The organism is Bacillus infantis NRRL B-14911, from assembly GCF_000473245.1.
GTDB lineage: Bacteria > Bacillota > Bacilli > Bacillales > Cytobacillaceae > Bacillus_AB > Bacillus_AB infantis.
The window spans coordinates 2,475,379-2,499,572 of sequence record NC_022524.1; the positions used below are offsets into that span (position 1 = coordinate 2,475,379).

The following is a 24,194-nucleotide window of genomic DNA, read 5'->3' on the forward strand; positions in this document are numbered from 1 at the left end:
TGTCTCCACCTCTTGCCGGTATTCTCAGCCTTCATCCTACTGCACCCTGCTGTAGTCCTCTATCATGCTGTTAAGATCATCGCCGCCCTGCCTTCCTTTCAGGTCGAAATACATCACAGAAAATCCGATATAATACAAACATGTTGTGACAAGGGTTGCCAGATTCAAGATGATATCAAACAGTACACTGCCTCCAAGGAGAAGGCCGGCCGTCATCTCGATCGCAAAAGATACGATTCCGATGATCAAAAACAGCAGGGCATAAATAAGGAGCATATGCCAGGAGCGCCCCTGGGTCAATGTCCAGCTTTCGGAGAAACCCGGTGCTTTTTTTTCCAGAACGGTATATCCAAAATAAAAGCTCCACCTTGTCAGAAGGTAGCCTACTCCAACGGCAAAAGCGAGTAAAAACAGCCCGGCAAAAATAATGCCTATCACAGGATGGACCATTGACCCGAATATACCCGTGATGGATATAAATACAATTGGCAGAATGATGATGGCGAATGTGATGATGCTAAAAAGGATGCTTGTTCCCAGAATCGGCCAAAACCGCCTGAAAGCCTTCTTGATCACCATTCCCGGGGTGAATTCCATTCCTTTTCTCACCTGATCTACCGCTATAAGGACCGCCGCCCCTGCCAAAGGGATCATCAAAGCTGACAGCAGGCCGGCAAAAACCAGGCCCAGATCGGCAAAAAGCGAACCCGGTGCGTAAATATCTGTACCTGCGGTATCAGTTTCAAAGCTTGCGGCAATCTGTTCAAACCAGCTTCCCCCGGCATTTATGTCCCTGAAAAAACTCTGTCCCGCTGCCAGGCTGAACAGTGCCTGGAGAAGATAGACCGGCCCTACCAGAATGAGAAAGATGGCTGTAAAGGAACCAAATTTATTCCTGGCCAGGCTGAAGGTAAGATCAAGGATCTGGCCGATGCCTTTTGGCTTGTTTAATTGTGAATTCATATTTCAGCCTCCTAAATGAATGGAGAGGACCCCAGATAAATATCCGGATTGCGGTGATGCCTCTCCTGGATGAAAAATTTGTCAATCTATTGGATATTCTAACATTTTTCTTCCAGCAGCGGGGAGTAAAACCGTAAAACCTGGCAGTTTCCCAATATAGCAGGATACTATGATAGAAGTTTGTAATAAAAGACGGTTGTATGGAGGCTGCCGTCTTCCGAGCGGGCATAGCAGGGAATCATGCCTGATTCTGTATAACCCAGGGAACGGTAAAGAAGGTTGGAAGGATCTCCTTCCCTCGTATCGAGTACAATCAGCGAAACTCCGTCATCCATTGCCCTTTTCTCTGCAGCTTCCATCAGCCTGCGGCCAATTCCTTTGCGGCGGAAGTTTGTATGGGTCATCAGCTTGCCTATTTCAGCACGGTGGGTGCCATTTTCCTTTGTGCAAAATTGTAGCTGGACAGACCCTGCTATCATTCCTTCTTCTTCTGCTATCAATAGGGCAGTCTCTTTCAGCTGGAGTTCCTTCCAGTAGGAAAGGGCGGCTGCTTCATCCATCGGAGGCAGAAATCCAATCGACGCTCCGCTGTTGACTGCATCAGCCAGCAGCACGGACAGCTGTTTCAGTTCTTTTTCACCCAAGCTCTTAAGCTCTCTGACTTTCATTTTTAAATCCTCCTTTATTTTCTTTTCCAGATTCATTTGATTGTTCAGCCATGGAAAAAGGGGCCCATACATGGCCCCTTTCCTTCGCCTTTTCCATTTTATTCGCTGTCCTCAGCTATTTTTCCTTTTTTCAGGTCATAATAGGCCTTCATGATGCCCTGGCCGATTTTTTTATTGATAGAGTTTTTATCAGAAGACACATAAGGCACAACGATCGAGAAAGCAACTTCCGGATCACGTGAAGGCGAATAGCCCGCCAGTGTGAGATTATAGGTTGGAGTATCTTTGTACAGCTTTTTCTCTTCCATACTATAATAAAATGATTGCGCTGTGCCGGTCTTTCCTGCCAGGTCATATTCCCGGTAAGGGCTTCCGCTAAAATAGCTTGCTGCAGTCCCGCCCTGTTCCTGGAAAACCTTCTTGAAGCCGGCCTGAACCTGCTGGATTTCCCTCTCGCTCATGTCGATGCGGTTAAGCGTGACAGGCTCGAAGCCCTTATAGACAGGGCCAAGCTCTTTTGCAGGTGATGGTTCCCTGATTTCCCTGACAAGCTGCAGCTTCATGCGGTTCCCGTCATTGGCTATCGTCGATATATATTGTGCCAGCTGAAGAGCTGTATAAGTATCATATTGTCCGATTGATAAGTCGAGCAGAAGCCCGGGCCTGTAATCGGTGCCTGGAAGTCCGCTGGATTCGTTCGGAAGGTCGATCCCTGTCTTGACTCCAAGGCCGAACTGATTGAAATAATAGCGGAACTCCTCAAACGCTCCTGGATCGTACGGCAGCTTCATTCCTGGGGTATATTCCTTGCCGAGCGCCCTGATTGCCGTTTTAAACATATAAACGTTCGATGATTTCTTCAGTGCTTCAATATCATTAGGTGATCCCAGCGCAAGGCTGTATGATTTTTTCACTGGTGTCTGATACAAATTAAGGGGCTCATCTTTGAATCTGGTGCCGAGCTGAAGTACGCCCATTTCATAGCCGGCAAGGACAGTCGCCCCCTTGACGGCTGACCCGACTTCATACGATGAAGTGAAAGCGCCCAGTGCATAGTCATCCACCTTATAGCCGCCGTTTTCGTATTTAAGCTTCTTGCCTGATATAGCCAGGACTTCGCCTGTCCTAGGATTGGTCATGACAACGAAGGCACTGTCGAGGAATCTGCCTCCGCCGCTTGCTTTAGCAGCTTTCAGCTCACGCTCGATGACTTCCTCCACCTTCTCCTGCAGCTCAAGATCAATGGTCAGGATCAAATCCTTGCCGCTTTTTCCTGTTGATATCTCTACTGCTTCTTTCACTTTCCCGCTTTTATCCACTTTGTATTCTGTTTTCGTTTTTTCTCCAGCAAGCACATCTTCATATTGATATTCGATCTGGCTTTTACCGACCCGGTCATTCAGACTATAGCCGCGTGAAGTGAAATATTCCAGCCGGTCCTGAGGAAGGCCTTCTTCGCTTGAACTGATATTCCCAAGTATCGAGCGGAATGTATCGCCGTTTGGATATTCCCGCTTCCAGTCCGTGAAAACATCGACACCCGGCATATCCTGAAGATGCTCACTCACAAGGGCGGCTTCTTTACTGGTTACATTTTCATTTTTGACGATCTGCGGTGTGAGCGCATAGCCTTTTGCCATTTCCCTGAAGATGGCGGCTACCTTTTTATCCTGAGGCGTCATTTTAGCCAGATGATTTTCCGGAGAAATTCTTTTGAGCTGAAGCTTATAAAGGTCTTTGTCTGTCAGCTTCTCATTTTCCAGCTCTTTCTTTTTCAGCAGCGCCTTTGCCTCTTCTTCATGTGTCAGGATCCAAAAATCCTTCAGATCCCTTTCCGTCAGTTTTTCTGTGCTCATTTCAATATATTTGGCAAGCTCTTCCGCAACATTTTTGATGTCCTCTTGCTTCGTATTTTGATCTTTTATATAGGAAATGGCATTCTGCCCGACATTGCCGACAATTAGCCGCCCATCCCTGTCAAAGATTTTTCCCCTTGGGACAGATTCTTTGATGACATGATTCTCGGTCCTGTTCAGCTCGTTAACGAAATCCTCCCCTTTAACGATCTGGACGACGCCAAGCCGGACGATCAGAAGGCTGAAGCATACGAAAACAAAGAAGAAAAGCAGATTGAGCCGGAATGGCAGTTTGTTTTTTATCTTTTTTTTCTCTTTTTCCACTTCCACTTTTAAGGCCCCCTTTTATTTTTTGAACTCAAATAGCCTTGAGACAGACATATCAGCCATCTCGCCCTCTGCCTGTACAATCAAAAAGTATTCGCCCCCGCCTTCAATAATGCGGACAGGATTTTCCATCGACACCTCGAGCCTGCCGTCAGCATCTGGTATGAAATAAATATCGTCCTCAATCGAACCTTCCGCTATATCAATATTTTCAGCCGGTCCGAACACAACGCCAGCGTTTGCGGAGGACTTCAGTGTAACCGTATACCGGCGGCCGGGAGTGAGACTTTCAAGCGAAATTCCGCCAGTGAACTTCTGTGTACTGTCCATTGAAATGAAAGCCTTCCCTTTACCTTTTTCCATAGGAACGACCGTTTCCCCTTCCTGTTTTATGGAGATCACAGGTGTATTCTTTACGATTGATTTGATCCTCGCAGTATTGTTTGAATCCGAAGGGGCAAAGCGGATGGTATAGGCGTCTATGACGACTTGAATTCTCCCGCCTTCTTCCGCGGCCATTTTAATTTTATCTGAGAATTCTTCCTGATTTTCAAAAGTAATCCAGCTTTCCCTGGTATCTCCCTTAAAACGCGGCAGGAGAGCGTCAGTACCTGCATCAGGCTTAAAATAGAATTGGCCTTCAAGAAAACCGGAGGAGCTGCCGAAACTTTGGACTGTGCCGCTTAAAAGCTTCTCTCCCTTGAATTCTGCATATACTGTCTGGAAAGCCCCGTGCCTGCCTTCACTTTTAAGGTCCGATAAAATCATTGCCGCTACAGAATCGCCCGCCTCAGCTTCATCAGGGTCAAATATATTCCGTCCGGCGTCGATGGGGACCTCTTCTATAACAGCGTCCTGCGGCGTTGAACTCTGTCCTTCTGTCTGCAGGAGTCCCAGCTGATAGCCTGCAAATCCGCCTATAGACAGAAAGAATACACATGCAGTGAGCCATGCGGCAGCTTTGGGGAAAAGAGCTGGATAAGGTGCCTCTTTTTTTCTCTTTGCTGTGGCAATCTTTTGCCTGACCAGCCTTTTATCTTTCTCTGTAAAAACCGGGTCCTTAGAGATATAGGGATCAAAATGCTGCTTCAAATCTCTCAGCCTGTCATCCACTGAATTCATTCCCTTCTTCTTCAGAATAAAAGACTTTCAACTTATCCCGGCCCCTCCTGATCCTTGTTTTAACCGTTTCAATATGAAGATTCAGGATCTCCGCAATTTCCAGCATTGAAAATTCCTTTACATAGTAAAGGAGGATGCTCTCCCTGTATTTGACCGGCAATTTTAAGATATTTTCCATCAGGCGGTCCTGCCCATCTTTTTCAATCAGTTCATCCTCAGCCGATCTCTCCCTTTTGTCAAACCAGAATAGTTTGTCAGTAAACTGGAGATGGAGGTAATGCCAGCTTCGCAGATGATCTTTGCATTTATTTGCGGCAATTCGGAAAATCCACGTCTTAAAGGACGATTCACCCTTAAAATTTTCCAGATTCATATAAACGCTCAGGAATACATCCTGAAGAACATCCTCAGTCTGCGGCCAGCTTTTCGTATATGTATAAATAAATCGCTTCAATTTCTCGCCATACAAGTCCATGGCAAATTCTATGGCTTGGTCTTTTGTAAGCTTCAGCCAATCTCTATCGATGTCAGGGTTCAAAGGCTCCCTCCTTGCTGCCAAAAAAGCCGTTTGTAATATAGACGCAACACAACTGTAAAAAGGGTCAAAAAATAGGGAATTTTTTCTGGGGAATATGGGAGGACGCGCAGAAATCTTAAAAAATAGGGAAGCTCTGTCTGGATTGAGGATATACAGTCTGAGTTTAGCAGTGTGGGAATATATACTTCAGCTGATTCAGGATGATTCTGCATATATTTGCAGTTTTTCTGCCTGAATATGGAGGAGTTCTGCCAGCACTTTGAAGGATTCTACCTAAAACTCCTTTCTTTCTACCCGGAATCGGCAATAATTTTTCCAGCTTACAATTTTTTCAAAACTTAAAAAGAGCTGGAATCCATCCAGCTCTTCTCATTATTTGAACCATCCCTTTTCACGGGACCGTGTAATCGCTTCTATCCGGTTTTGTACTTCAAGCTTTTCCAGAATGGCAGACACATAATTGCGGACAGTCCCGCTTTTAATGGACAGCTCTGCTGCAATTTCATTTGTGTTCTTTCCGTCCGCGACCAGTTCCAGTACTGCTTTTTCTCTTTCGGTCAGCGGATTTTCTTCGGCATACATATCATCCATCAGCTCCGGGGCGTAAATGCGGCGGCCAGCCATGACACTGCGGATGCTGCCTGCCAGCTCTTCGCTCGGGCTGTCTTTGAGCAGGTAGCCGCTCACGCCGGCTTTGATCGCCGATTGAAAATAGCCTGTTCTGGCAAAGGTAGTCAGGATAATGACCTTGCAGATGCCTTTCAGTTCTTCCGCTGCCTCAAGTCCCGTTTTCAGCGGCATCTCAATATCCATGATGCAGATATCCGGCTGGTGCTGATGGACAAGGGCGACGGCTTCCTCGCCATTTCCTGCCTTGCCGACAACTTCCATATCATCTTCAAGGCTCAGCAGCGAACCAAGTGCACCAAGCATCATACGCTGATCTTCTGCTATGACAATACGAATCATTGCAGCTCCTCCTTTTGTCTGATCTTCACAACATTCGGCACCCGGACAATCAGTGTAGTTCCCCCGTCCTGGTACACCTCCATAGTGCCATTGACAAATTCAGCACGCTCCCTGATACCGAGCAGTCCGCTTCCTTTGCCAATGTCCCGGTCAGGATCAATGCCAACGCCATTGTCACTGACTGTGACTGCAGTTTCGTCATCGGCCTGCCTGATTTCCACGATAACCTCGGTAGCATTGGAGTGCTTCACCACATTATTCACTGCCTCCTTCAGGCACATGCTGAGGATGTTTTCCACAAACAGTGAAACATTGACAAGCTGCCGCTCCTGTTTAAGCACAAACGAAATCCCTGCAGCCCCGAGTATTTGTTCAATCAGGACTACCTCCTCCTTCAGCCGGATCCCCCTCATCTGCGAGACCATCTTCCTGACCTCATTCAGGGCGGTCCTGGCTGTCTGCTGCACATCTTTCAGCTCGGAACGGGCCTGCTCTGGATCTTTATAGACTAATTTCCCCGCCAGATCGCTCTTAAGCCCGATCAGTGAAAGCTTCTGGCCGAGCGTATCATGCAGGTCCCTGGCTATCCGCTGCCTCTCTTCCATCTTAACCAGCTCTGAAATCCGTTTATTGGCATCTTCCAGCTGCGACTCCAGCTTGCCCCGCATATTCCGGTTTTTGATGCTGAATGGCAGGAGGATGACGCTGAGCCAGCTGATGATTATAAATGGGATCTGCTTCACGAATAATGGATCCTGCAGGACAAACTGATAGTTGATTGCCGCAGAAGCTGCTGTCAGGTGAAGGATATAAAGAATGGCGAAAGCGGCCTTCCCTGTGATATTGCCGATGAAATAAGCAATGAAAAATGAAAAATACACATAACCGAAAAGTGTTGTCATCGCTGTTGAGATCCCGATCAGCACGATGGCCCAGATATAAACAGTCCATCCCCTCGAAAGGAAGGCCAGCCGGAAGAATAAATAAAAGATGACAGTTAAAATGATGCCGGCAACGATTTCCGCTGTTGATGAAGACTGAAAGATGAAATAGAAAGGCAGTATCGTTAGAATCGCCCATATATAAGGGGAAATCCCGGTGCTGCTGTTAAAGACAAGCAATTTTTTCTTCATTATACATCTCCAATATCTTTTGTATCCTTATTTTACATAAAAATGTCTTTTCAAAAAAGGACAGAGCCATGATATTCGGGCTCCGTCCTTTGAACTGGCTTTTTAAACTGAAACGCTTTTCTTCTTCTGTGCTTTCAGCAGGTGATGGATTTCCCTGAAAGAAACAAAGCTGCGGCTCTGTTCATTCCATAATCGGTATTTCAGCGACTTCAGACTAGTTGACAGTGTGATCGTCTGGACATTATTGAGCAGCGGTTCCTTATTATGGGCATCCTCCAGAAAATAGTTCGGAACCCTGGGGCTGAGATGATGGACATGGTGGAAGCCGATATTGCCAGTCAGCCACTGCAGGAGTTTCGGAAGCTTATAAAAGGAGCTTCCATCAACAGCTGCCCTGACAAATTCCCATTCTTCGTCGTATTCGAAATAAGAATCTTCGAACTGATGCTGTACATAAAACAGCCAGATGCCAAGCGCACCGGAAATATAGAAAATCGGTCCCTGGATAAGAAGGAAGGCCTTCCAGCCTACCAGCCAGCACATAAATGCAATCACAAGGACAATCAGGATGTTTGTGAGATAAGTGTTCATTTTTTCCTTAGGCCGTGCTCCCTTGCGGTTGAAGCGCTGGGCAATGAGGAACTCATAAATCGGTCCGAGGCCGAACATCACAAGCGGATTGCGGTAAGCGCGGTACTGCATGCGCTGCCAGAAGCTTGCGTCCAGGTATTCATCAACCGTCATGACCCAGATGTCACCGGTGCCCCTTTTATTCAGGTTGCCGCTTGTTGCATGGTGGACAGAATGGCTGTGCCTCCATTGATGGAAAGGGAATAGTGTCATCACTCCTGTGATCATGCCAAGCACTTCATTCGCCTTTTTGCTTTTGAAAAAAGAGTTGTGGCAGCAGTCATGGAAAATGATGAAGATCCTCACCAGAAATCCTGCATTCACAACAGTCAATATAAACGTGATCAGATAAGATATTTGCATGGTTTCATAGGCCAGATACCAAATGAGAAAGAAGGGCACCAGCGTGTTCATTAGCTGGAAGATACTGCTCTTTGTATCGGCTTTTTCGTAAGGAGAGATATTTTTCCTTGATAATTTGCCAGGTTTTGACGTTTTTTTATCCATATAGTTAATCCTCCTCGTACTTGCTTATTTCATTATGTAATACATGGAGGCATGATGTAAGGCATACATGTCATAGGGTGGACATGATAAATGTCATAGGTGGGGTTTAGAACTTCAAGTAGTTTCTTCCCCGCAAAGCACATACGGGGTCTTTAGCTTTCTGCTATTTTCGCTGGAGTCTGCTTATTCCTCTCAATCAACAAGGTCTCCATAAAATCAGATATCACTAAGTAAATACTACATTAAAAAGAGCACGGAAATTTTCTCCATGCCCTCTTTTTCCATGTTATTTAATAATCTTTTTATCCCTTCCCTGCCTGGAATCCGGGATACTGCGTCATACCTCCGTCAGCGAAGAGTGTGAGCCCGGTGACATAGCTTGCTTCTTTTGATGCCAGCCAGACGGCGCAGGCTGCGATTTCTTCGGGCTTTCCGATATAGCCCATCGGAATGAGCTCCAGGACGCCTTTTTCCAGTTCCGGATCCGAGAATTTTTCTGCGTTGATCGGTGTGTCGATGGCGCCGGGTGCAATGCAATTGACACGTATTCCTTTAGGGGCAAATTCTAGTGCGAGTGTTTCGGTCATCAGCTTCACGCCTCCCTTACTGGCAGCATAATGGACGAAGTGAGGCCAGGGGATACGCTGGTGGACGGATGACATATTGATGATAGAGCCTTTTATGTCGTTCTCCAGCATATAGTTGATTGCTTCTCGGGAGCCAAGGAACTGACCTGTCAGGTTTGTGTTGATGACTTTATTCCAATCATCCAGTGATAGTTGCTCTGATGGAACTTCATTTTCAATCCCGGCATTATTGACCATAACGTCAAGGGAACCAAAGGTATGCACAGCATGTTCAATGATCCGCTTGACATCTTCCTCGCTGCCGACATCGCCCTGGATGCTGCTAGCCTTTCCTCCTGCGTTTTCAATCTTCTCAATGATTTCGTCGATATTATCATCATTGCTGTGATAATTAATGACGACATTCGATTTTTCTGCTCCGAATCTTTCGGCCATTGCCCGCCCAAGCCCTGAGTTTCCACCTGTTATCACGACTGTTTTTCCTTCAAGGTCTTTGTACATATCCATTCTCCTTTCCTTATCCTTTTGTAAATCCAATCAGCACTCCGCCTGCTATGATGAGCAGGCACCCTGTGATGATAAGGATTGTTTGCTTTTTGGATGTTTTCTCGCCGAGAAGGAAAATCCCTCCCAGGGTAGAGATGACGATTCCTGTCTGAGAAAGCGAGAAGCTTGTTGCCACGCCGATTTTCGGGAGCGACAGCAGAAGCGTCAGATTTCCGGCTGCCCAGATCAGCCCTGTCAGAAGATTCCTGACAGCATATTTATTGAACGGCTTATTTTTGATTGTGAGTGCCGTACCGCCAATCACCATTCCAAGCGCCTGCGGAAGCAGCGCAGACCATCCGTCGATTTCGAGCCAGTTAATGATGACAACATATCCGACAAAACCAACAGTTGAAATAAGCAGGGTGACCAGCCCTTTTTTCAGATTCTTAGACTCATCATTCCCCTCCTTCTGGCCCCAGGAAGTCATGACTGCTCCGGCGATGATCAGGACAAGGGCAATGATGCCGAGCGTAATCTGAACCCCTGTCGACCATTCATTGAAAACGACAATCCCGAAAAAGCTTGTCCCGATAAGCTGGAGTCCGGTCGATAGCGGAGTAGTCTTAGCGACTCCAAGGTACTTCACTGCCCCAAACTGATTTTTTTGTCCCAGGGACCAAAGCGCCCCTGAAGCAAGTCCTGCACCCCATACAAGCGGTGACAGTTCCGGTCTGACAAAGAGAAATACCGCTCCTGCAAAAATCAGTGCGCCGATGGTTGTCCCAAAGGTCTGGCTATTATCATCCCCTCCGAGTTTATTGCTGACCAATATAATGCTGCCCCAGCATGCTGCTGTTATGACAGCCAATAAAATTCCTGACATGTATGCGGTCCCCTTTCTCGCTGATAAAAAACAAGATGCTGATATTAGCTTTTCCCTGATTGGGCTAAAAATGAAACCTCGAGTTAATAAGCACAATAAAAGGATTTTTTTTACAGATAGCAGAGTAATTGGACATATCTTTGCGGACATATGATCTAAGATAAGTCGGGAAGGTGAAAGAAATGAGAAAAGACGGGCAGTTTATCTTCTTCGTAATTGAAACGTCTTCCATCAAAAAATTCCTTACTTTGGAGATGGGTTTTGGGACAGCTTTCTATTATGGGGCAAAGTTTATTTTCGCCAATGAGATTACTTCAATATGTACTAGCATTTTGGCAGTGGAGGCTTTAAAAAAAGGTCTGAAACAGCTCGAGAGGTAAAAAGTTCATACAGTTTGAAGTGTACTTGGATAGGTCTAAAAAGACACTGTTCGCTTTAATGTAAAATATTCCTTGGCTCTACAAAAATAAGGCCCGGCATAATGCCAGGGCCTTCTATTTCATTTCTTCAGCCTCATTCTTCCCATTGCGGCTGATTGCCTCAGGAGGGAAAATCATCCTGCAGATGATTCGGGCTGCTTCCAGTGTATTGAGCGGCGAAGAACTTTGCTCCTCTTTATGAGGTCCATTTTCGGCCAAAATGAGGGCAGACCATGCGGCAGTGTCAAGATCTATGTCCTTCCAGGTCAATCCTTTTTGCCTCGCCTGTTCTAAACCCTGCACAATCTGCATATGTATATTTCTCCGAGCCTCCTGCAAAATGCCGGCCAATTCGGAATCCTTGGGCAGCAATTCAGGCAGCACACGATGAATGCCGACGGCTTCAAGCCTTTTGTAGTGCTCATCCAGCAGCCGGGCAAGGAGGAGAACCGGGTCTCCATTTAGCCAGTCGGGCTCAGGAATTATTAGAAAGTCGATTTTGTCCTGCAGCAGTGCCATCAGCAGCTGGCGCTTATCAGAGAAATAGCGGTAAAAGGTGCCTGTGGCCACATCGGCTGCCGCTGCTATTTCTTTTGCTGTTGTCATTTCGTAGCCTTTTTCTATGAATAGCCTCCGCCCGCTTTCCAGGAGTGCCTTTCGTTTTTGAAGTGCTCTTTCCTGTTTGGGCAGTGATGGGAATTCGCCCGGAAACGGGCCGGCACTTTTATCCGCCATAGGCTCACCTCCAAACTCATCATATCATATAAAGAACATAGCAGAGAGCTTAAAATCAGGTAGCAAAAAAACATGAACTGAAGTTCACCTTATTGTTTGACAGGGGTTTTTTATGGTGCAATAATGAACTTAATTTCACTAGGATAGTCCTTACGTCAAAGTTTTTTTACTGATTGAAAATTTAACGATAAGGGGTCACACATATGGCAAAAGAGGGAGATACAATCAGATTTAAAAGGCATGACCTTACCATTACCGGAACGGTTGTGAAGGTTAAAGAAGAAAGCGTTCTTGTCCAAATAAGCGATGAGGATGCACTGCTGTTAAAAATTGATACACCAATAACGGTTGTATCGCATAAAAATTACAAGATTGTCTGAAAGCGTGATATGTATAATGGCGGCCGAAGATATTAATAGAAAAAAAGCTGCTGAGTTTATTTGCTTTTACATGAAAAAATACGCAGGATTTAAGCTATAAAGGTAGAATTGATTTATATGTTTAATCATTCTGCCAATTGATCAAAATTCATACCCTGGGAGGATTCTGGCATGGAAATCAGCAAAGACTCAAAGAAATTAGCGGTAGATTCACCTGTTTTGCTAAAAGGGATTGTAAAGGCTATTTACAAAGATACCGTTCATATCCAGATCGGCGGCAAAATCATTGCTCTGCCAGCTTCCAATATGCCCGCCGCTTCCTCTTAACCTGCAGCCTGATGAAGGCTGTTTTTTATACTCACATAGGAATTTTCACCTTGTAAAAGGAGCCGGTATACCGGCTCCTTTTGTGCAGACTTATTCAGAAACCTTTTCAGCATATCTGAAATCCGGATTATTGAGCGGGCTGAACCGGATTCCCTTAATATTTTCTTTTACAACCGCATTCTGAGAAGAAAAGTAGATTGGGATGATCGGCATCTCATCCATCAGGACAGATTCAGCCTGATGCAGCAGTTCAAATCGCTTTGCTTCGTCCTGCTCTGTCAGTGACTGGTCAAGCAGCTTGTCAAATTCAGGATTGGACCAGTTTGTAAAGTTGCTGGAACTGCCTGAGCTGTACAGATCCAGAACAGGGTACGGATCCAGGAAGTCCCCTACCCAGCCCATGCGCGCCGCCTGGAAGTTTTTCTGCTTGAAAGTATCTATGAATGTTTTCCATTCCTGGTTCTCCAGCTTCACTTCAACCCCAAGGTTCACCTTGAACATTTCCTGCAGAGCTTCGGCAATCTTCTTGTGGTTTCCTTCTGAATTATATTTCAGGGTTACAGAAGGAAGCTCCTTCCAGCCTTCTTCCTTCATTCCTTCTGCAAGCAATTCTTTTGCTTCGTCCGCATCAAAAGAGTAGTAAGGTTTCTTCTCATCCCGGAAGTCCTTCCCTGACGGCCCTTCCACACCGTAGCCCACATAGCCGTAGGCTGGCTCTTCGCCGCCTTTAGAAATGTTTTTTGTGATAGCTTCACGGTCGATTGCCAGGCTGAAAGCTTTGCGGATTTTACTGTTATTGAAAGGCTCTTCATTTACATTGAATGTATATGTATAGACACTGAATTGCGGAGAGTTGATAAATTCCTTGCCCCCCTTTTCGATATCTATCGCATCGGCGGCAAGATTCTTGATCAAATCAATATCGCCTGATTTATACATCTGATATTCGGTGTTGGCATCAGCCACCATTTTAAAGTTTACGGATTCAATAGTAATATCTTTACTGTTCCAGTATTGGCTGTTCTTTTTCAGAGTAAGAAGATTATTATGTTCCCATTTGCCGAGTGTATAAGCGCCATTGGTCACAATGGTTTCCGGCCCTGCAGCCCAGTTTTCGTCTGCTTCGACTGTTTTCTGGTTCACCGGCATGAAGCCCTGTCCCATCAGTACTTTCGGAAAGAACTTGATCGGGGTGTCCAGCTCCACCTTCAGGGTATGATCGTCTTCTGCAGTAATTCCTACATCTTCCACAGAACCATTTTCCCTGTTATATTCTTCAGCCCCTTTTATGTAAAAAAAGCTAGAAGGATCATAGGCGCCTGTTTCAGGATTCAGGACCCTTTTCCATGCAAACTCAAAATCCTTTGCTGTCAGCGGATCTCCATTGGACCACTTCTGCCCGTCCCTGATTGTGAAGGTATATATTTTACCGTCTTCTGAAACATCAACCTTGCTGGCTGCCCCTTCCACTGCATTTCCGTCTTTATCATAGCGGTATAAGCCTTCATATAAGTTATCGATCACCCAGAAGGAAGTTGTATCAGATGCAAAAGCAGGATCAAGGGTATACGGCTCCCCTCCAAGATTGGCATTCAATACTTGTTCAACGTCATTTTCTCCGGATGCTGATCCTTCTTCACCATTGCTGCACCCTGCAAGAACAGCCAGCGCAAACAGCAGGATGGCCAGCGATACCAGTGATAATTTTTTCATAATTTTATCCTCCTTTTATTTTAGCGCTCTAAATCGATTTATCATATTAAAATACTAAGATTTAAATTAGCAATCCCCCCGTCCTTTATGGCTTATTCCGAAAATATCCTTTACTTCTTTACCATACTAAAAAACCTCCCGGCAAAGACAGCTGAGAGGAATGGTCTCTGCTTATCTTTCCGGTATACCGGTGGAATTGGCACAGTGTCAACAGACCTGCTGCCGAGGCTTCATCGGGCCAGTCCCTCCGCCTCTCTGGATAAGTGATATAGTTTTTTAGCTGGCAGAAATAAAAAAGCCCCTTCTGCAGATAGAAGAGGACAGTATGTATGAACAAGATCCCTTCTTATCTGCCAGGCCTTTGCCTGATGGATTTGGCACAGTGTCCGGATGAACCTGCTGCCGAGACTTCTTCGGGCCATACCCCTCCGTCTCTCTTGATAAGAAATTATAGATATATAATTTTTCGGTGCACTAAGAATAACCAATTTAGAAAATTTCGTCAACAGAAAAGATAAAAGTTCTACTTTTCTATATTTTCAAACAACAGAAGGGCTAAAGACATAATTAGGATAGTTCCTGCCTTATAATTCCTCCCTAAATTGCAAACACTATTTTCATACTGATTGAAGGAGTCTTCCTATGGACCAGAAAACCCCCCTTACATCGGCAGAAATCGCGATGCTCTGGACTACTTATATGAATGACAGCATGTCAAAATGTGTTCTTGGCTATATGATTACCCATGCAACAGAAGCTGAAATTGGCGCTGCCCTCCAATTTGCCATTGATCTTTCGACCAGCCACCTGCAATACCTGGAACCCCTTTTCAAAGAAGAAAAAATGGCTGTTCCGAATGGCTTCGGCGGAGGCGATGTCAATCCTGATGCTCCTAGTCTGTTTTCAGACACCTTCTGCCTGGCATATATCAACCATATGGCAAAAGCGGGAATGCTTGCTTACAGCGGCATGCTTGCTATGTGCGCCAGAAATGATATAAGGAAATTCTTTACCGAAGGATTGGCAGAAACAGCCTTGCTCTACAATATGACTACAAACCTGATGCTTGAAAAAGGGATTTACATAAGAGCTCCCTACATCTCGTATCCGCATGAAACGGATTATGTGGATACAAAGAAATATTTAAGCGGCCTGAACCCCTTTGCGACTAAAAGACCTTTGAATGCGGTGGAAATTTCTCATCTGACCGTGAATATACAGACAAATTCCATCGGGCTGCAGATTGCCGCAGCTTTTGCACAAACAGCTCGGCTGAAAGAAGTACAGGAATTTATGCTGAGAGGAAAAGAAATTTCCCAAAAGCATGTTGGCATTTTTACGAAGATTCTGCTGGAAAGCAATATACAGGCTGTAGGTTCACCTAATATAGCCGTATACGATACAACTAAGCAGGTATTTTCCGATAAGCTGATGATGTTTCATATGTCTTTGTTAAGTGCAACCGGGTCCGGAAATTATGCTACAGCAGGCGTTGCAAGCCAGCGTACTGATGTAGCAGCCAGCTATCAGCGGCTAGCCGTTGAGATTGCCCTGTATGCTAAAAGCGGAGCAGACATTATGATCAAGCACGGCTGGCTGGAGCAGCCTCCCGGAACGACAGACCGTGATGCATTGGCTAAAAAAGGAACACCCTGACCCCATCTTTAAAAGCTGGGGTTTGTGCTGTTCTTTTTTCGTTTGCTTCCATGATTGAATACAACCGGATTATACCAGCAGATAAGCAATTAAGGAACCTGGACAAAATATACCCAAGACTCCAGCTGGGAGAAAGTTTTAAGACTGAAAAAGGGACATCAGGCAAATCTAAAAAGGATACCAATGAGAGGAGGGCTTCTCATGACACAGTCTAAAAAGCAGGAAGAAAGACAGTGGCGGCAGAGAAAAGAAACTCAGCATCCGCATGGTAAGGTTAAATCATTTGATCAGCTGGCTGATGAACCCGGCAAAGGCGGACGCTCCTGAAAGAAAGGGTCCGGGACATAGTCCCGGGCCTTTATTTAGACTTTACATTTCCTTTCTGGCGCTGAAGTTGCTAATAAACTGGGAAAGATGCTAGTAAAATCGAAAAGTTGCTAATATATGGTTTAAGTTGCTAATAAACTGAAAAAGTTGCTAATAAATCCCAAAACTTGCTAATAACGCCCTTTTCTCTTGATAGCCTGTGCTGTAACTGGCTATTGGGAGCAAACCTGATCTATAACTGCTGCCATTCACACCGCCTTTCATAAATCCAGACAAGCATTTCAGCATTCAAGCTGAACAATTCCTTATCTCTTGAAAAATAAGCCATAAAGATCAGCTGGATGCAGAGCAGCATCTCCCCAAAATACTTCTTTTCAAGAGCCGTCAGACCGATTGTTTCATCATAGTACTTGAAAAGCATTTTTGAAAACAGCACCCACTGTTCCCTTTTTTCTTCATCACCAAAGATTTCGCATAATACACTGGTCGCACAATAGCAAATATCAAAAATTCGGTGGTTTACTTCAGCGATTTCAAAATCGATCATGCCTGAAAACCTGCCTTCATCAAAAAGAATGTTATAAAAATGTGCATCGCGATGAATCAGCTGCCTGGGAAGTGTGTCAGACATACTTCTGACAGCCGGCTCTACAGCAGCAATAATCTCTCTGATAGAATCCCCCCTTGCTAATGGGCTTTTCACCACCTCAGGGACAGCAAAACCATAGACAGTTTTATAAAGTTCCTTCTCCGGATAGCCAAGTTCGATTTCTTTCATTTCAGCATGAAAAGCCGCAATGGATGATGCCAGCAGCTGTGGTGCTTTTTCAGATATCAGTACTTCGTCAGCCTTGAAGTTTTCCCCTTTGCAATAGTTGTAAAGGCTGTATTCCTTGCCGCTATGAGTAAAGGATCGAGACCCATCTAATGCAAATAACAGCTGCTGGGCGGGTAGCCCTTTATCCTTTAAAATCCGGAGCAGCTCCCCTTCTCTCTCCAGATCATGACCGTTCGTCTTTTTGAGAATATAACGCATCCCGTCTTCAGAATTTAAAAGCGAAACACGGCCAGTCAGCTTCTCTTCCTTGCTTATTTTGAACTTATATTTGCTTTCCACAGCAGAAATTCTGTTCATTGGTTCCACTTCCATTATCGTTTTCTGAAATATATACAAATAAGGCCAAGGGTTTTCCTGCAAAAAATCAGGAATTTTGTACAATTTCCCCGCAGACAAGGATATGCGAGTATAATAAGGGTGGCAGTTTGCCACGCTTTCTTATCCAAGTCATTTTTGGGGGATCACATTTGATTACTTTGCTAAAAACGCTTTTAATAAACATGACGATATTATTCTCATTCACCTTTAATGCAAATTTATTTTTTCCTTTTCAAGTAAAGGAGCTGCTTTCCTTTAAGCACAAGCTTACTTACGGGCTGATTGGATCTTTGGGAGCAGTCTTTTGCATGCTGTATCCTATTGAGACACTTGGAGACACTCACTTCGATTTCAGGATGATCGCGATACTGATCATTTCTCTCTATGCCGGGCCTATACCAGGCCTGATCGTTGTACTTGTCGTCTCGCTGATCAGAATGGCCATTGGCGGTCCATTTATGATTACCGGTGTTGTGGTATCATTGCTTGCTATGCTGGTCGGGCTCGCTTTCCGGAAGAAATATATTGAAACTTCATATAAATTGATCATAAGCTCTGCAGCATTTGCAGTTTATGCAATCCTATATATCCTGGTCATTTACTTCAATATAAGATTTTTGGATTTATCTTTTTATCTCATGTACTTTACTGCTTTTTATATTACTTTCAGCAGTATTATACTGATTATCGAGAAACTCATTAAGACGAATAAGCAGATAGAAGAGGTTGTGTATCTGGACAAGCTGACGATGGTCGGACAGATGGCTGCTGCCATTGCCCACGAAATCCGGAACCCGCTTACAACAGTCAGGGGATTCATCCAGTATTTGAGCGAAAAGACGACAGATGATCAGGTTAAATCCTTTTCTCCACTCATATTGGAGGAATTGGACAGAACCAATAAGATCATCACTGATTATTTAAAAATCGCCAAGCCGGAACAATTCAATCTGACTGTCATGAATCTCGAAAAAGTCGTCAGGGATAGTGTGGACTTGCTCCGTCCGCTGGCGAATTACATTGATACGTCGATACTTTTTGAGGAACAGGGGCATCATTTTGTCCGCGGTGATGAGCACCATCTGAAGCAGGCCATCATGAATGTAATCAAAAATGCCATAGAATCTACAGAGAAAGACGGGCAGATTCAGATCACCATCCAGCCCAATCAGCTTTCGAACACGGTATCCCTTAAGGTTATTGACAATGGAATCGGCATGACAGAGGAACAGCTGAAAAAGATAGGTCTTCCTTTCTACACAACAAAATCAAAAGGAACGGGGCTTGGCAGCATGGTGACAAATAAGATCATCAGGGAGATGGATGGGAGGATAGAGTATGAAAGTGAAGTGAACAGGGGCACAGCGGTTACGATCATCCTGCCGCTTCAGCTTATTCCTGATAGAACAAAATAATGTGTCTATTAAGCCACATATGGTACAGGGGAAAAATAACGTGTATAGTTAAGAAAGAATCCATAAACAGGAGATTTATGATGCTGAATAACTTGTATGATCCGGATTTTATCCGTTTTTGTGAAACAGCCACCCCTCTTGAAATGGTCACAAGGCTTACAGGAGGAAAAGTGCGCGGACTGGAAAACCTGGCACTCAGGTCCCTGAACAACCGGAGACAGCTGCCGAAGGTAGTTGTCAATGTCCTGCTTGTTTATTTTTATGACTCATATGCCCATCAGGTATACGACCGTAACAGCCTGGCACGGCTTTATGATTACTGGGCGACAAAGAATGTCCGCTCCTTTGCTGCGGCTCGCGATATGGCTTCTATAGATATCAGGTCAATCATTAATAATTAGAAACAGTCTCTTCAGAGGCTGTTTTTTTTTCTCAGTTCCCTCACTTTCATCCACTTGGCTTCATAAAAAAACTGCTTCTGAACATGCTATTAATAGGTCTTTTTTATATTTTTGGCTCTTTAAACATTGCTGGTGGTTTGAGGTCATATAGACAGAATTTTTACGGTGTAAAAGCAGGCTTTTTCAGAGCAGAATATCCTGCTGCCTTTCGGTGCGACAAACACAGCCGAGCCTTAATTTTAAAGAAGGGAATGAAGAGCGATGGGACGAAATGCTTCAGACAGAAAAGTACTATGGTTCATGTCTATTTTTTCAATCTGCATCCTCTTTTTCACCTTAAGGAAACCGCCCATTAAAGATTGGCTTCTTGCATACCTTTTCAATGCGTACACAAATGGGATCATTGATAAATATGTTGTCAGCAAGAAGCTTGTTTCCTATCCTGTCCGGTTTTTGCCAAAGCTGAGTGATATCAATATACTATTTGACTATCTGTTTTACCCGACAGCCTCCCTGCTTGCCAACCAGGTGACAAGCAGGGACAAAGGGGTGCTTCTTTTTGTTAAAATGATTGTCATTACTTTTATCATCTTTCGGATAGAATCATGGGCTGAACGGAGAACAAAGCTTGTTAAATGGCAGAAAGGATGGACAGGATACCATTCATTTGCTTCACTTACGATCAAGTCGCTTCTGAACCGGTATATTATTGAAACTATTCGAAAGGTCGACTATAAACAGCAGAGAGCGTTTTTGAATAAAAATAGACATTAAATTTCAAGATTTCTTACCGGGCAAGGTTTTGAACTTGTCCAGCTGGGTATTAAAAAAGTGTATGAAATATTAAAGGAGGAGTTGAATCAGCCATGTCCATGATTGAAAACCCATTCAAGGCAGAAACTGATGCAGCCGCCATTCGGTCAGGTGAAGTGGAGCCCAAGAAATTGGTTATCAGCTTAACAGGTAGCAGTTCTGTCGTCCCTCCTTCTACTAAAGGAACAGCCCCCGAATTCGATATTTTCGGGACAGGATTGAATGAATACCGCTAATACCCTATTTACCTCCCCAGCCTTCAATGAGAAGGCTTTTTTTTTCGATTATTTTTCTATAAAGAAACGAAAAATAATAGACGATAAAATTATTATGTAAACAGAAAAAAGGAACAAGCTGCTGCCTGTCCCTCTTTTCTGTTTCAACTCTGCTTATTACTGATTAGAGCCTTGGTTGTATGCATTGCGAAGAATTTCCTTCATTTGGCCGCGCAGTGATTTGCGGAGGCTGTCAGCGCCTTTTCCAGAATCGGCATCCTCTTCGTAGCTGTCTCCGAATCCGTTCAGATCAGGCTTGTCAAAGTCCTGTCCGTCCTCATATTGACCCTGAAATTCTGGTTGAGCATCGAAATTATCAGCTGCAAATTCATCTGCCCCAAATCCACAGCGTGGATCAAACTGCTGTTTCTGGAAAAGTTTTAAGAAAATAACAACTTCCATTTTTTCAGTGATTTTCTTAAAGCTGCCGCACAGATTGTGATCTTTAGCCAAATCAAGCTCGTTAATAATAGCTCCAAGCAGTTTCACTTCAATTGGCTCATTAAAGAACTCGGAATGATAGGAACCGAATTGGTCTTTATCTGCACCATGTCCTTTTTTGTCCAGGAAGCGGTTTTCGTGGACGCTGGACTTTTGGCTTGTTCTGTTATTTACAGGATTGAAGATGCGGACCTGCTGATTGGTGCTGAACTTGATGTCTACGCCATAATCTCTTACATATCCGCTGTATTCTTCTACATACTGAATGTTTTTGTGGACTACGCCGGTAATGAACACTTTTACCAGGTCTCTTCTGACAACAGAAGGAATTACCTTAGCCTGAGTCAGGTGTACGTTTTTGCGGATGGATTTGATTTCCTTTGCCGGAGTCGGCAGTTCGATATGCGCCTCTACATCAGCTTCAAGAAGAACTTCTGCCAGCACCACATTTGCATCAATGACAGGGAAGAATTGAAAGTCTCCGCGCGGCGGGAATGAGCGTGTAAAGGCATCAACTGTTTCTGTTTCCCCTTTGTTGGACGGCTTGCAGTATCCATCAATCTGATGGTTTGCCGGATATTTCGGCGTGTGCTTCGGCGGGCATCCATAGTTCATATTATGCTGATAGCTAGTTGACTTTTTCTTTTTTTGATCTGACATTCTCATATCACTCCTTGGAATTTTTTGCTGACAGGTCCTCCCGTTGAATAAGGGAGCTGAAGTTCTGAAAGCATTGTGAAGTTTCTTCACTCTCTTAATTTATATGTGATGCAGCTATACGCGGCTTGTACGGTTGCCAGTGGTAAAATGTCTATTTTGCAAACAAAACGGATGGCCGGTATCCAGCCATCCGTTTCTGCACTCTATTTTTCAGCCAAGGTCCCTGTTTCGATAACCGGTAAAACCGGCAGAAGCGAAAACAGCAGCAACAATCAGCAAAAACAGAGGTCCCCTATTTAATTCTTCTGCAGGCAATGACGGAACATAGCCAAATGGCGACAGCCTCGCAAGCCACTCGGGAAAGTTAAGCAAGCTTCCCAAATAAACGATAATGAAAGAATAGCCGAGTATAATCCATATGAGGCCAGTCAGCCTTGGGAGGTATCCAAGCAGAAGGACGGCCGCGCCTGCCATCAGCCAGACAGCTGGCAAATAAACAATACCGGCACTCAGCATACTTCCAAATGGAATCGGATCTTCCATAACGGACACAGCCGCCCCCCAAAGTCCAAAAATAGCCAGCATTTGCATGACAACGCTGGAAATCAGTGATAGGCACAAATAGCTTCCTGCCAGTCTCAGCCGTGAAATGGGTTTTGACAATAGTATATCGATTCTGTCGTTTCTCTCCTCGCTCTTAAGCCTTAGAAAGAAGATCAGCGGCGGAATGCATGTGATCATAGATATGACGGACATCAGCATCGTCATGAATTGTTCTGTCAGTGATATGCTGCTTGCAGGGTCAATCATCCTCTTGAGCATTTCATTTTCCGTGAAAAAAGACTCCAGATCCCCAAACACAGATCCGTAGGAAACACCAAGGATAAACAACCCCGCGGCCCAGGCAATAATGGCAGTCCGCTGCAGCCGGAACGCCAGTGCAAAGGGGCTGGACAGCAGCGGGGAGGCCTTTATCTTCCCTGGTCTTGACGGGAAAAGCCCTGCATCAATATCGCGTCTAAGATTGAAATAAAAAGCTGCTGTAGTTATCAGGAGGCCAGCGAAGACTGTGAGGATGACAGGATACCAATAGTCATTAACGTATACTTCCGTGAACACTATCCATCCGAGCGGCGAAAACCAGGACAGGCTGCCGCCGCTCACATCCCCGACAGCTCGTATCAGGTAGGCGATGCCAAGAACAGCAAAGGACCAGCCGGCTGTTCCCCTTGCATTGTCTGAAAGCTGGGCGAACAAAGCAGCTATCCCTGTAAAAAGGATGCCTGCTGCACCGATTGCAGCTCCATAAAGCAGTGAACCTTCCAGACCGATACTTTCAATTCGCAGGCAGTAAAGACCTAAACCAGTCATCATGGCCAAAACTGTATTCACAGCAAACAAAACAATGACAGCAGCTGTCAGATTGGCCATTCTGCCAACAGGCAATGAACGGATCAGCTCGATCCTTCCCTCTTCTTCATCATTCCGGGTATGCCTTGCCATCAGGAGGATGCTCATAATGGCTGCAGCCATGCTTGTGAATAGGAGCATCTGATGGGCCATCATCGGGCCGGCAGTATAGTTTTCCAGCCCAAAGCCAGGTCCTACCATCGCAGTCATAGCCGGATTCTTCATTGTTTCTGCAATGGCCTGGCGTTCAGCACCGGTCTTATATAAATCAGTGAAAGCTGAAGCAGTCGCAATTGTCAGCCCTGCAAGCGCTAAGACCCAGACGGCTGCCCTGACTCTGTCCCTCCTGAGCAGAAAAAGGATTAGAAACCCTGTCCTGCTGAATAGTCTCTTTCCCATTCAGTTCCCCTCCTGCTTTTTTCCGCCATGATCCGGTGATGCTTCATAATGGCGCATGAAGAGTTCTTCCAGGGTCGGCGGCATGCTCTCCAGCTTTATGATGCCAAACTGGCTGACATATTGAAGTATCGCACCGAGATCTTCAGCATCTGCCTTCAGTGAAATAATTCCCCCATTGGCCTTAAGGTCATGAACCCCTTTCTGGCCCTCAAGATCCGGAACACTATTGCTGGTTTGAAAAACCAACTGTGTGCGGGTCAGGTGGCGGAGCTCGGCAAGCGATCCCGTTTCTATGATTTCTCCCTGCCTTATAATGCCGACCCGGTCGCACAGCTTTTCCACTTCGGAAAGAATATGGCTGGATAAAAGGACGCTTTTCCCCTGATTTTTTGCTTGCAGCACGCATTCCTGGAAGACGATTTCCATTAATGGGTCAAGTCCTGAAGTTGGTTCGTCCAGGATAAACAGTTCTGCGTCTGAAGAAAAAGCTGACACAAGAGCGACTTTTTGCCGATTTCCTTTTGAATAGGTCCTGCTTTTTTTTGAAGGATCCAGGTTGAACTTTTCCAGTAATTCCTTTGTCCGCTTTTTATCGGCAGTTCCCCTGAGCCTTGCAAAAAGGTCTAATATCTCTCCCCCTGTAAGATTTGGCCATAAATTGACGTCTCCAGGCACATAGGCAATCTTTTTATGAATATCTACAGCATCTTTCCAGGCATCCCTTCCAAACAGCCTTGCTTCTCCTGAGGTTGCCTTCAGGATACCGAGCAATATTTTGATTGTGGTGGACTTTCCGGCACCGTTCGGTCCTATAAACCCGTAAATTTCCCCTTCATTCACTTCAATGTTAATATCATTCAAGGCTGTAAACTTTCCGAACCTTTTTACAAGGCGGTTCGTTTCTAATAACGCCATTTTCATTCCTCCCCGCTTCGGCTCTTACTTCTTTTCATATTTATGAAATATTTTTATCGTTCGAGTTCATATTACATATA

At 44.9% G+C, this 24,194-nt stretch carries 24 protein-coding genes and 2 riboswitches; of the genes, 8 read left to right on the top strand and 16 right to left on the bottom strand.

Features of this window, described 5'->3' with window-relative positions:
* Window positions 1–36: 36 nt before the first annotated feature.
* The 11 genes from N288_RS12375 to N288_RS12435 form a co-directional block, all read right to left on the bottom strand.
* A complete protein-coding gene (locus N288_RS12375; RefSeq protein ID WP_009793590.1) occupies window positions 37–963 on the bottom strand; it encodes a hypothetical protein in 927 nt (308 codons plus the stop codon).
* Between the two features lie 167 nt (window positions 964–1,130).
* Window positions 1,131–1,631 (bottom strand): GNAT family N-acetyltransferase, encoded by a 501-nt coding sequence (locus N288_RS12380; RefSeq protein ID WP_022543916.1) that lies wholly within the window; start codon window positions 1,629–1,631, stop codon window positions 1,131–1,133.
* A 98-nt stretch (window positions 1,632–1,729) separates the two neighbouring features.
* Window positions 1,730–3,817 carry a peptidoglycan D,D-transpeptidase FtsI family protein gene (locus N288_RS12385; RefSeq protein WP_009793588.1) on the bottom strand — a complete coding sequence of 696 codons (2,088 nt, stop codon included), beginning with the start codon at window positions 3,815–3,817 and terminating at the stop codon, window positions 1,730–1,732.
* A 15-nt stretch (window positions 3,818–3,832) separates the two neighbouring features.
* Window positions 3,833–4,936: a hypothetical protein gene (locus tag N288_RS12390; RefSeq protein WP_009793587.1), complete on the bottom strand. Its 1,104-nt coding sequence runs from the start codon at window positions 4,934–4,936 to the stop codon at window positions 3,833–3,835.
* Window positions 4,920–5,474 (bottom strand): sigma-70 family RNA polymerase sigma factor, encoded by a 555-nt coding sequence (locus tag N288_RS12395; protein ID WP_022543918.1) that lies wholly within the window; start codon window positions 5,472–5,474, stop codon window positions 4,920–4,922. The genes N288_RS12390 and N288_RS12395 overlap by 17 nt, the downstream gene beginning before the upstream one ends.
* Window positions 5,475–5,846: 372 nt before the next feature.
* Window positions 5,847–6,443: a response regulator transcription factor gene (locus N288_RS12400; protein WP_009793584.1), complete on the bottom strand. Its 597-nt coding sequence runs from the start codon at window positions 6,441–6,443 to the stop codon at window positions 5,847–5,849.
* Window positions 6,440–7,576, bottom strand: coding sequence for a sensor histidine kinase (locus tag N288_RS12405; protein ID WP_009793583.1), 1,137 nt, complete (start codon window positions 7,574–7,576; stop codon window positions 6,440–6,442). The genes N288_RS12400 and N288_RS12405 overlap by 4 nt, the downstream gene beginning before the upstream one ends.
* Before the next feature lie 102 nt (window positions 7,577–7,678).
* Window positions 7,679–8,713 (bottom strand): Delta(5) desaturase DesA, encoded by a 1,035-nt coding sequence (gene desA / locus N288_RS12410; RefSeq protein WP_009793582.1) that lies wholly within the window; start codon window positions 8,711–8,713, stop codon window positions 7,679–7,681.
* A 302-nt stretch (window positions 8,714–9,015) separates the two neighbouring features.
* The gene (locus N288_RS12415) at window positions 9,016–9,801 is read right to left on the bottom strand and encodes an SDR family oxidoreductase (RefSeq protein WP_009793581.1); all 786 of its coding nucleotides are present in this window, start codon (window positions 9,799–9,801) and stop codon (window positions 9,016–9,018) included.
* 16 nt (window positions 9,802–9,817) lie between these two features.
* Window positions 9,818–10,672, bottom strand: a complete 855-nt coding sequence (locus N288_RS12420) for a GRP family sugar transporter (RefSeq protein ID WP_009793580.1) — start codon at window positions 10,670–10,672, stop codon at window positions 9,818–9,820.
* Between the two features lie 494 nt (window positions 10,673–11,166).
* Window positions 11,167–11,826, bottom strand: coding sequence for a TetR/AcrR family transcriptional regulator (locus tag N288_RS12435; protein ID WP_009793577.1), 660 nt, complete (start codon window positions 11,824–11,826; stop codon window positions 11,167–11,169).
* A 203-nt stretch (window positions 11,827–12,029) separates the two neighbouring features.
* Between N288_RS12435 and N288_RS24730 the strand changes: the two genes are divergently transcribed.
* Window positions 12,030–12,206 (top strand): YkvS family protein, encoded by a 177-nt coding sequence (locus N288_RS24730; RefSeq protein ID WP_009793576.1) that lies wholly within the window; start codon window positions 12,030–12,032, stop codon window positions 12,204–12,206.
* A 171-nt stretch (window positions 12,207–12,377) separates the two neighbouring features.
* Complete coding sequence (locus N288_RS25395) at window positions 12,378–12,533, top strand: hypothetical protein (protein WP_009793575.1); 156 nt, start codon at window positions 12,378–12,380, stop codon at window positions 12,531–12,533.
* Window positions 12,534–12,623: 90 nt separating this feature from the next.
* Here N288_RS25395 and N288_RS12440 read toward each other — a convergent pair whose 3' ends face one another.
* Complete coding sequence (locus N288_RS12440; protein ID WP_009793573.1) at window positions 12,624–14,246, bottom strand: peptide ABC transporter substrate-binding protein; 1,623 nt, start codon at window positions 14,244–14,246, stop codon at window positions 12,624–12,626.
* A gap of 168 nt (window positions 14,247–14,414) precedes the next feature.
* Window positions 14,415–14,512, bottom strand: a riboswitch (SAM riboswitch).
* A gap of 77 nt (window positions 14,513–14,589) precedes the next feature.
* A riboswitch (SAM riboswitch) is annotated at window positions 14,590–14,693 on the bottom strand.
* A gap of 195 nt (window positions 14,694–14,888) precedes the next feature.
* On the opposite strand from N288_RS12440, the gene N288_RS12450 reads away from it, so the two are divergent.
* Together N288_RS12450 and N288_RS25545 are read left to right on the top strand one after the other, a co-directional pair.
* Window positions 14,889–15,902 (top strand): DUF3231 family protein, encoded by a 1,014-nt coding sequence (locus N288_RS12450; RefSeq protein ID WP_009793571.1) that lies wholly within the window; start codon window positions 14,889–14,891, stop codon window positions 15,900–15,902.
* Between the two features lie 201 nt (window positions 15,903–16,103).
* Window positions 16,104–16,229 (top strand): DUF6254 family protein, encoded by a 126-nt coding sequence (locus tag N288_RS25545; RefSeq protein ID WP_009793569.1) that lies wholly within the window; start codon window positions 16,104–16,106, stop codon window positions 16,227–16,229.
* Between the two features lie 232 nt (window positions 16,230–16,461).
* Here the strand turns inward: N288_RS25545 and N288_RS24300 are convergent, their stop codons facing one another.
* Entirely contained in the window at window positions 16,462–17,364 is a 903-nt protein-coding gene (locus N288_RS24300; RefSeq protein WP_022543921.1) for a phosphotransferase enzyme family protein, read from the bottom strand.
* Window positions 17,365–17,534: 170 nt separating this feature from the next.
* On the opposite strand from N288_RS24300, the gene N288_RS12460 reads away from it, so the two are divergent.
* The 4 genes from N288_RS12460 (at window position 17,535) to N288_RS12475 (ending at window position 20,250) form a co-directional block, all read left to right on the top strand.
* Window positions 17,535–18,800: an ATP-binding protein gene (locus N288_RS12460; RefSeq protein ID WP_035402488.1), complete on the top strand. Its 1,266-nt coding sequence runs from the start codon at window positions 17,535–17,537 to the stop codon at window positions 18,798–18,800.
* Window positions 18,801–18,877: 77 nt separating this feature from the next.
* Window positions 18,878–19,201, top strand: coding sequence for a hypothetical protein (locus N288_RS12465; RefSeq protein ID WP_009793566.1), 324 nt, complete (start codon window positions 18,878–18,880; stop codon window positions 19,199–19,201).
* Between the two features lie 261 nt (window positions 19,202–19,462).
* Window positions 19,463–19,975, top strand: coding sequence for a CBO0543 family protein (locus N288_RS12470; RefSeq protein WP_022543924.1), 513 nt, complete (start codon window positions 19,463–19,465; stop codon window positions 19,973–19,975).
* A 92-nt stretch (window positions 19,976–20,067) separates the two neighbouring features.
* On the top strand, window positions 20,068–20,250 hold the full coding sequence (locus N288_RS12475; protein ID WP_009793564.1) for a hypothetical protein: 183 nt from the start codon (window positions 20,068–20,070) through the stop codon (window positions 20,248–20,250).
* 156 nt (window positions 20,251–20,406) lie between these two features.
* Here the strand turns inward: N288_RS12475 and N288_RS24305 are convergent, their stop codons facing one another.
* The 3 genes from N288_RS24305 to N288_RS12490 all read right to left on the bottom strand — a co-directional run bounded on the left by N288_RS24305 (window position 20,407) and on the right by N288_RS12490 (window position 24,114).
* A complete protein-coding gene (locus tag N288_RS24305; protein ID WP_009793563.1) occupies window positions 20,407–21,390 on the bottom strand; it encodes a CsxC family protein in 984 nt (327 codons plus the stop codon).
* 210 nt (window positions 21,391–21,600) lie between these two features.
* Window positions 21,601–23,199 carry an ABC transporter permease gene (locus N288_RS12485; protein WP_009793562.1) on the bottom strand — a complete coding sequence of 533 codons (1,599 nt, stop codon included), beginning with the start codon at window positions 23,197–23,199 and terminating at the stop codon, window positions 21,601–21,603.
* Window positions 23,200–24,114, bottom strand: a complete 915-nt coding sequence (locus N288_RS12490; RefSeq protein WP_022543925.1) for an ABC transporter ATP-binding protein — start codon at window positions 24,112–24,114, stop codon at window positions 23,200–23,202.
* Between the last annotated feature and the right edge of the window lie 80 nt (window positions 24,115–24,194).

Excerpts from the sequence above, each read along its gene's own strand:
- N288_RS12400 (WP_009793584.1), bottom strand. The coding sequence starts at position 6,443 with ATGATTCGTATTGTCATAGCAGAAGATCAGCGTATGATGCTTGGTGCA.
- N288_RS12490 (WP_022543925.1), bottom strand. The coding sequence starts at position 24,114 with ATGGCGTTATTAGAAACGAACCGCCTTGTAAAAAGGTTCGGAAAGTTT.
- N288_RS12440 (WP_009793573.1), bottom strand. The coding sequence starts at position 14,246 with ATGAAAAAATTATCACTGGTATCGCTGGCCATCCTGCTGTTTGCGCTG.
- N288_RS12380 (WP_022543916.1), bottom strand. The coding sequence starts at position 1,631 with ATGAAAGTCAGAGAGCTTAAGAGCTTGGGTGAAAAAGAACTGAAACAG.
- N288_RS12475 (WP_009793564.1), top strand. The coding sequence starts at position 20,068 with ATGTCCATGATTGAAAACCCATTCAAGGCAGAAACTGATGCAGCCGCC.
- N288_RS12420 (WP_009793580.1), bottom strand. The coding sequence starts at position 10,672 with ATGTCAGGAATTTTATTGGCTGTCATAACAGCAGCATGCTGGGGCAGC.
- N288_RS12415 (WP_009793581.1), bottom strand. The coding sequence starts at position 9,801 with ATGTACAAAGACCTTGAAGGAAAAACAGTCGTGATAACAGGTGGAAAC.
- desA (WP_009793582.1), bottom strand. The coding sequence starts at position 8,713 with ATGGATAAAAAAACGTCAAAACCTGGCAAATTATCAAGGAAAAATATC.
- N288_RS12390 (WP_009793587.1), bottom strand. The coding sequence starts at position 4,936 with ATGAATTCAGTGGATGACAGGCTGAGAGATTTGAAGCAGCATTTTGAT.
- N288_RS25395 (WP_009793575.1), top strand. The coding sequence starts at position 12,378 with ATGGAAATCAGCAAAGACTCAAAGAAATTAGCGGTAGATTCACCTGTT.
- N288_RS12435 (WP_009793577.1), bottom strand. The coding sequence starts at position 11,826 with ATGGCGGATAAAAGTGCCGGCCCGTTTCCGGGCGAATTCCCATCACTG.
- N288_RS12375 (WP_009793590.1), bottom strand. The coding sequence starts at position 963 with ATGAATTCACAATTAAACAAGCCAAAAGGCATCGGCCAGATCCTTGAT.
- N288_RS12485 (WP_009793562.1), bottom strand. The coding sequence starts at position 23,199 with ATGGGAAAGAGACTATTCAGCAGGACAGGGTTTCTAATCCTTTTTCTG.
- N288_RS12450 (WP_009793571.1), top strand. The coding sequence starts at position 14,889 with ATGGACCAGAAAACCCCCCTTACATCGGCAGAAATCGCGATGCTCTGG.
- N288_RS25545 (WP_009793569.1), top strand. The coding sequence starts at position 16,104 with ATGACACAGTCTAAAAAGCAGGAAGAAAGACAGTGGCGGCAGAGAAAA.
- N288_RS12470 (WP_022543924.1), top strand. The coding sequence starts at position 19,463 with ATGGGACGAAATGCTTCAGACAGAAAAGTACTATGGTTCATGTCTATT.
- N288_RS12465 (WP_009793566.1), top strand. The coding sequence starts at position 18,878 with ATGATGCTGAATAACTTGTATGATCCGGATTTTATCCGTTTTTGTGAA.
- N288_RS24730 (WP_009793576.1), top strand. The coding sequence starts at position 12,030 with ATGGCAAAAGAGGGAGATACAATCAGATTTAAAAGGCATGACCTTACC.
- N288_RS12405 (WP_009793583.1), bottom strand. The coding sequence starts at position 7,576 with ATGAAGAAAAAATTGCTTGTCTTTAACAGCAGCACCGGGATTTCCCCT.
- N288_RS24305 (WP_009793563.1), bottom strand. The coding sequence starts at position 21,390 with ATGTCAGATCAAAAAAAGAAAAAGTCAACTAGCTATCAGCATAATATG.
- N288_RS24300 (WP_022543921.1), bottom strand. The coding sequence starts at position 17,364 with ATGAACAGAATTTCTGCTGTGGAAAGCAAATATAAGTTCAAAATAAGC.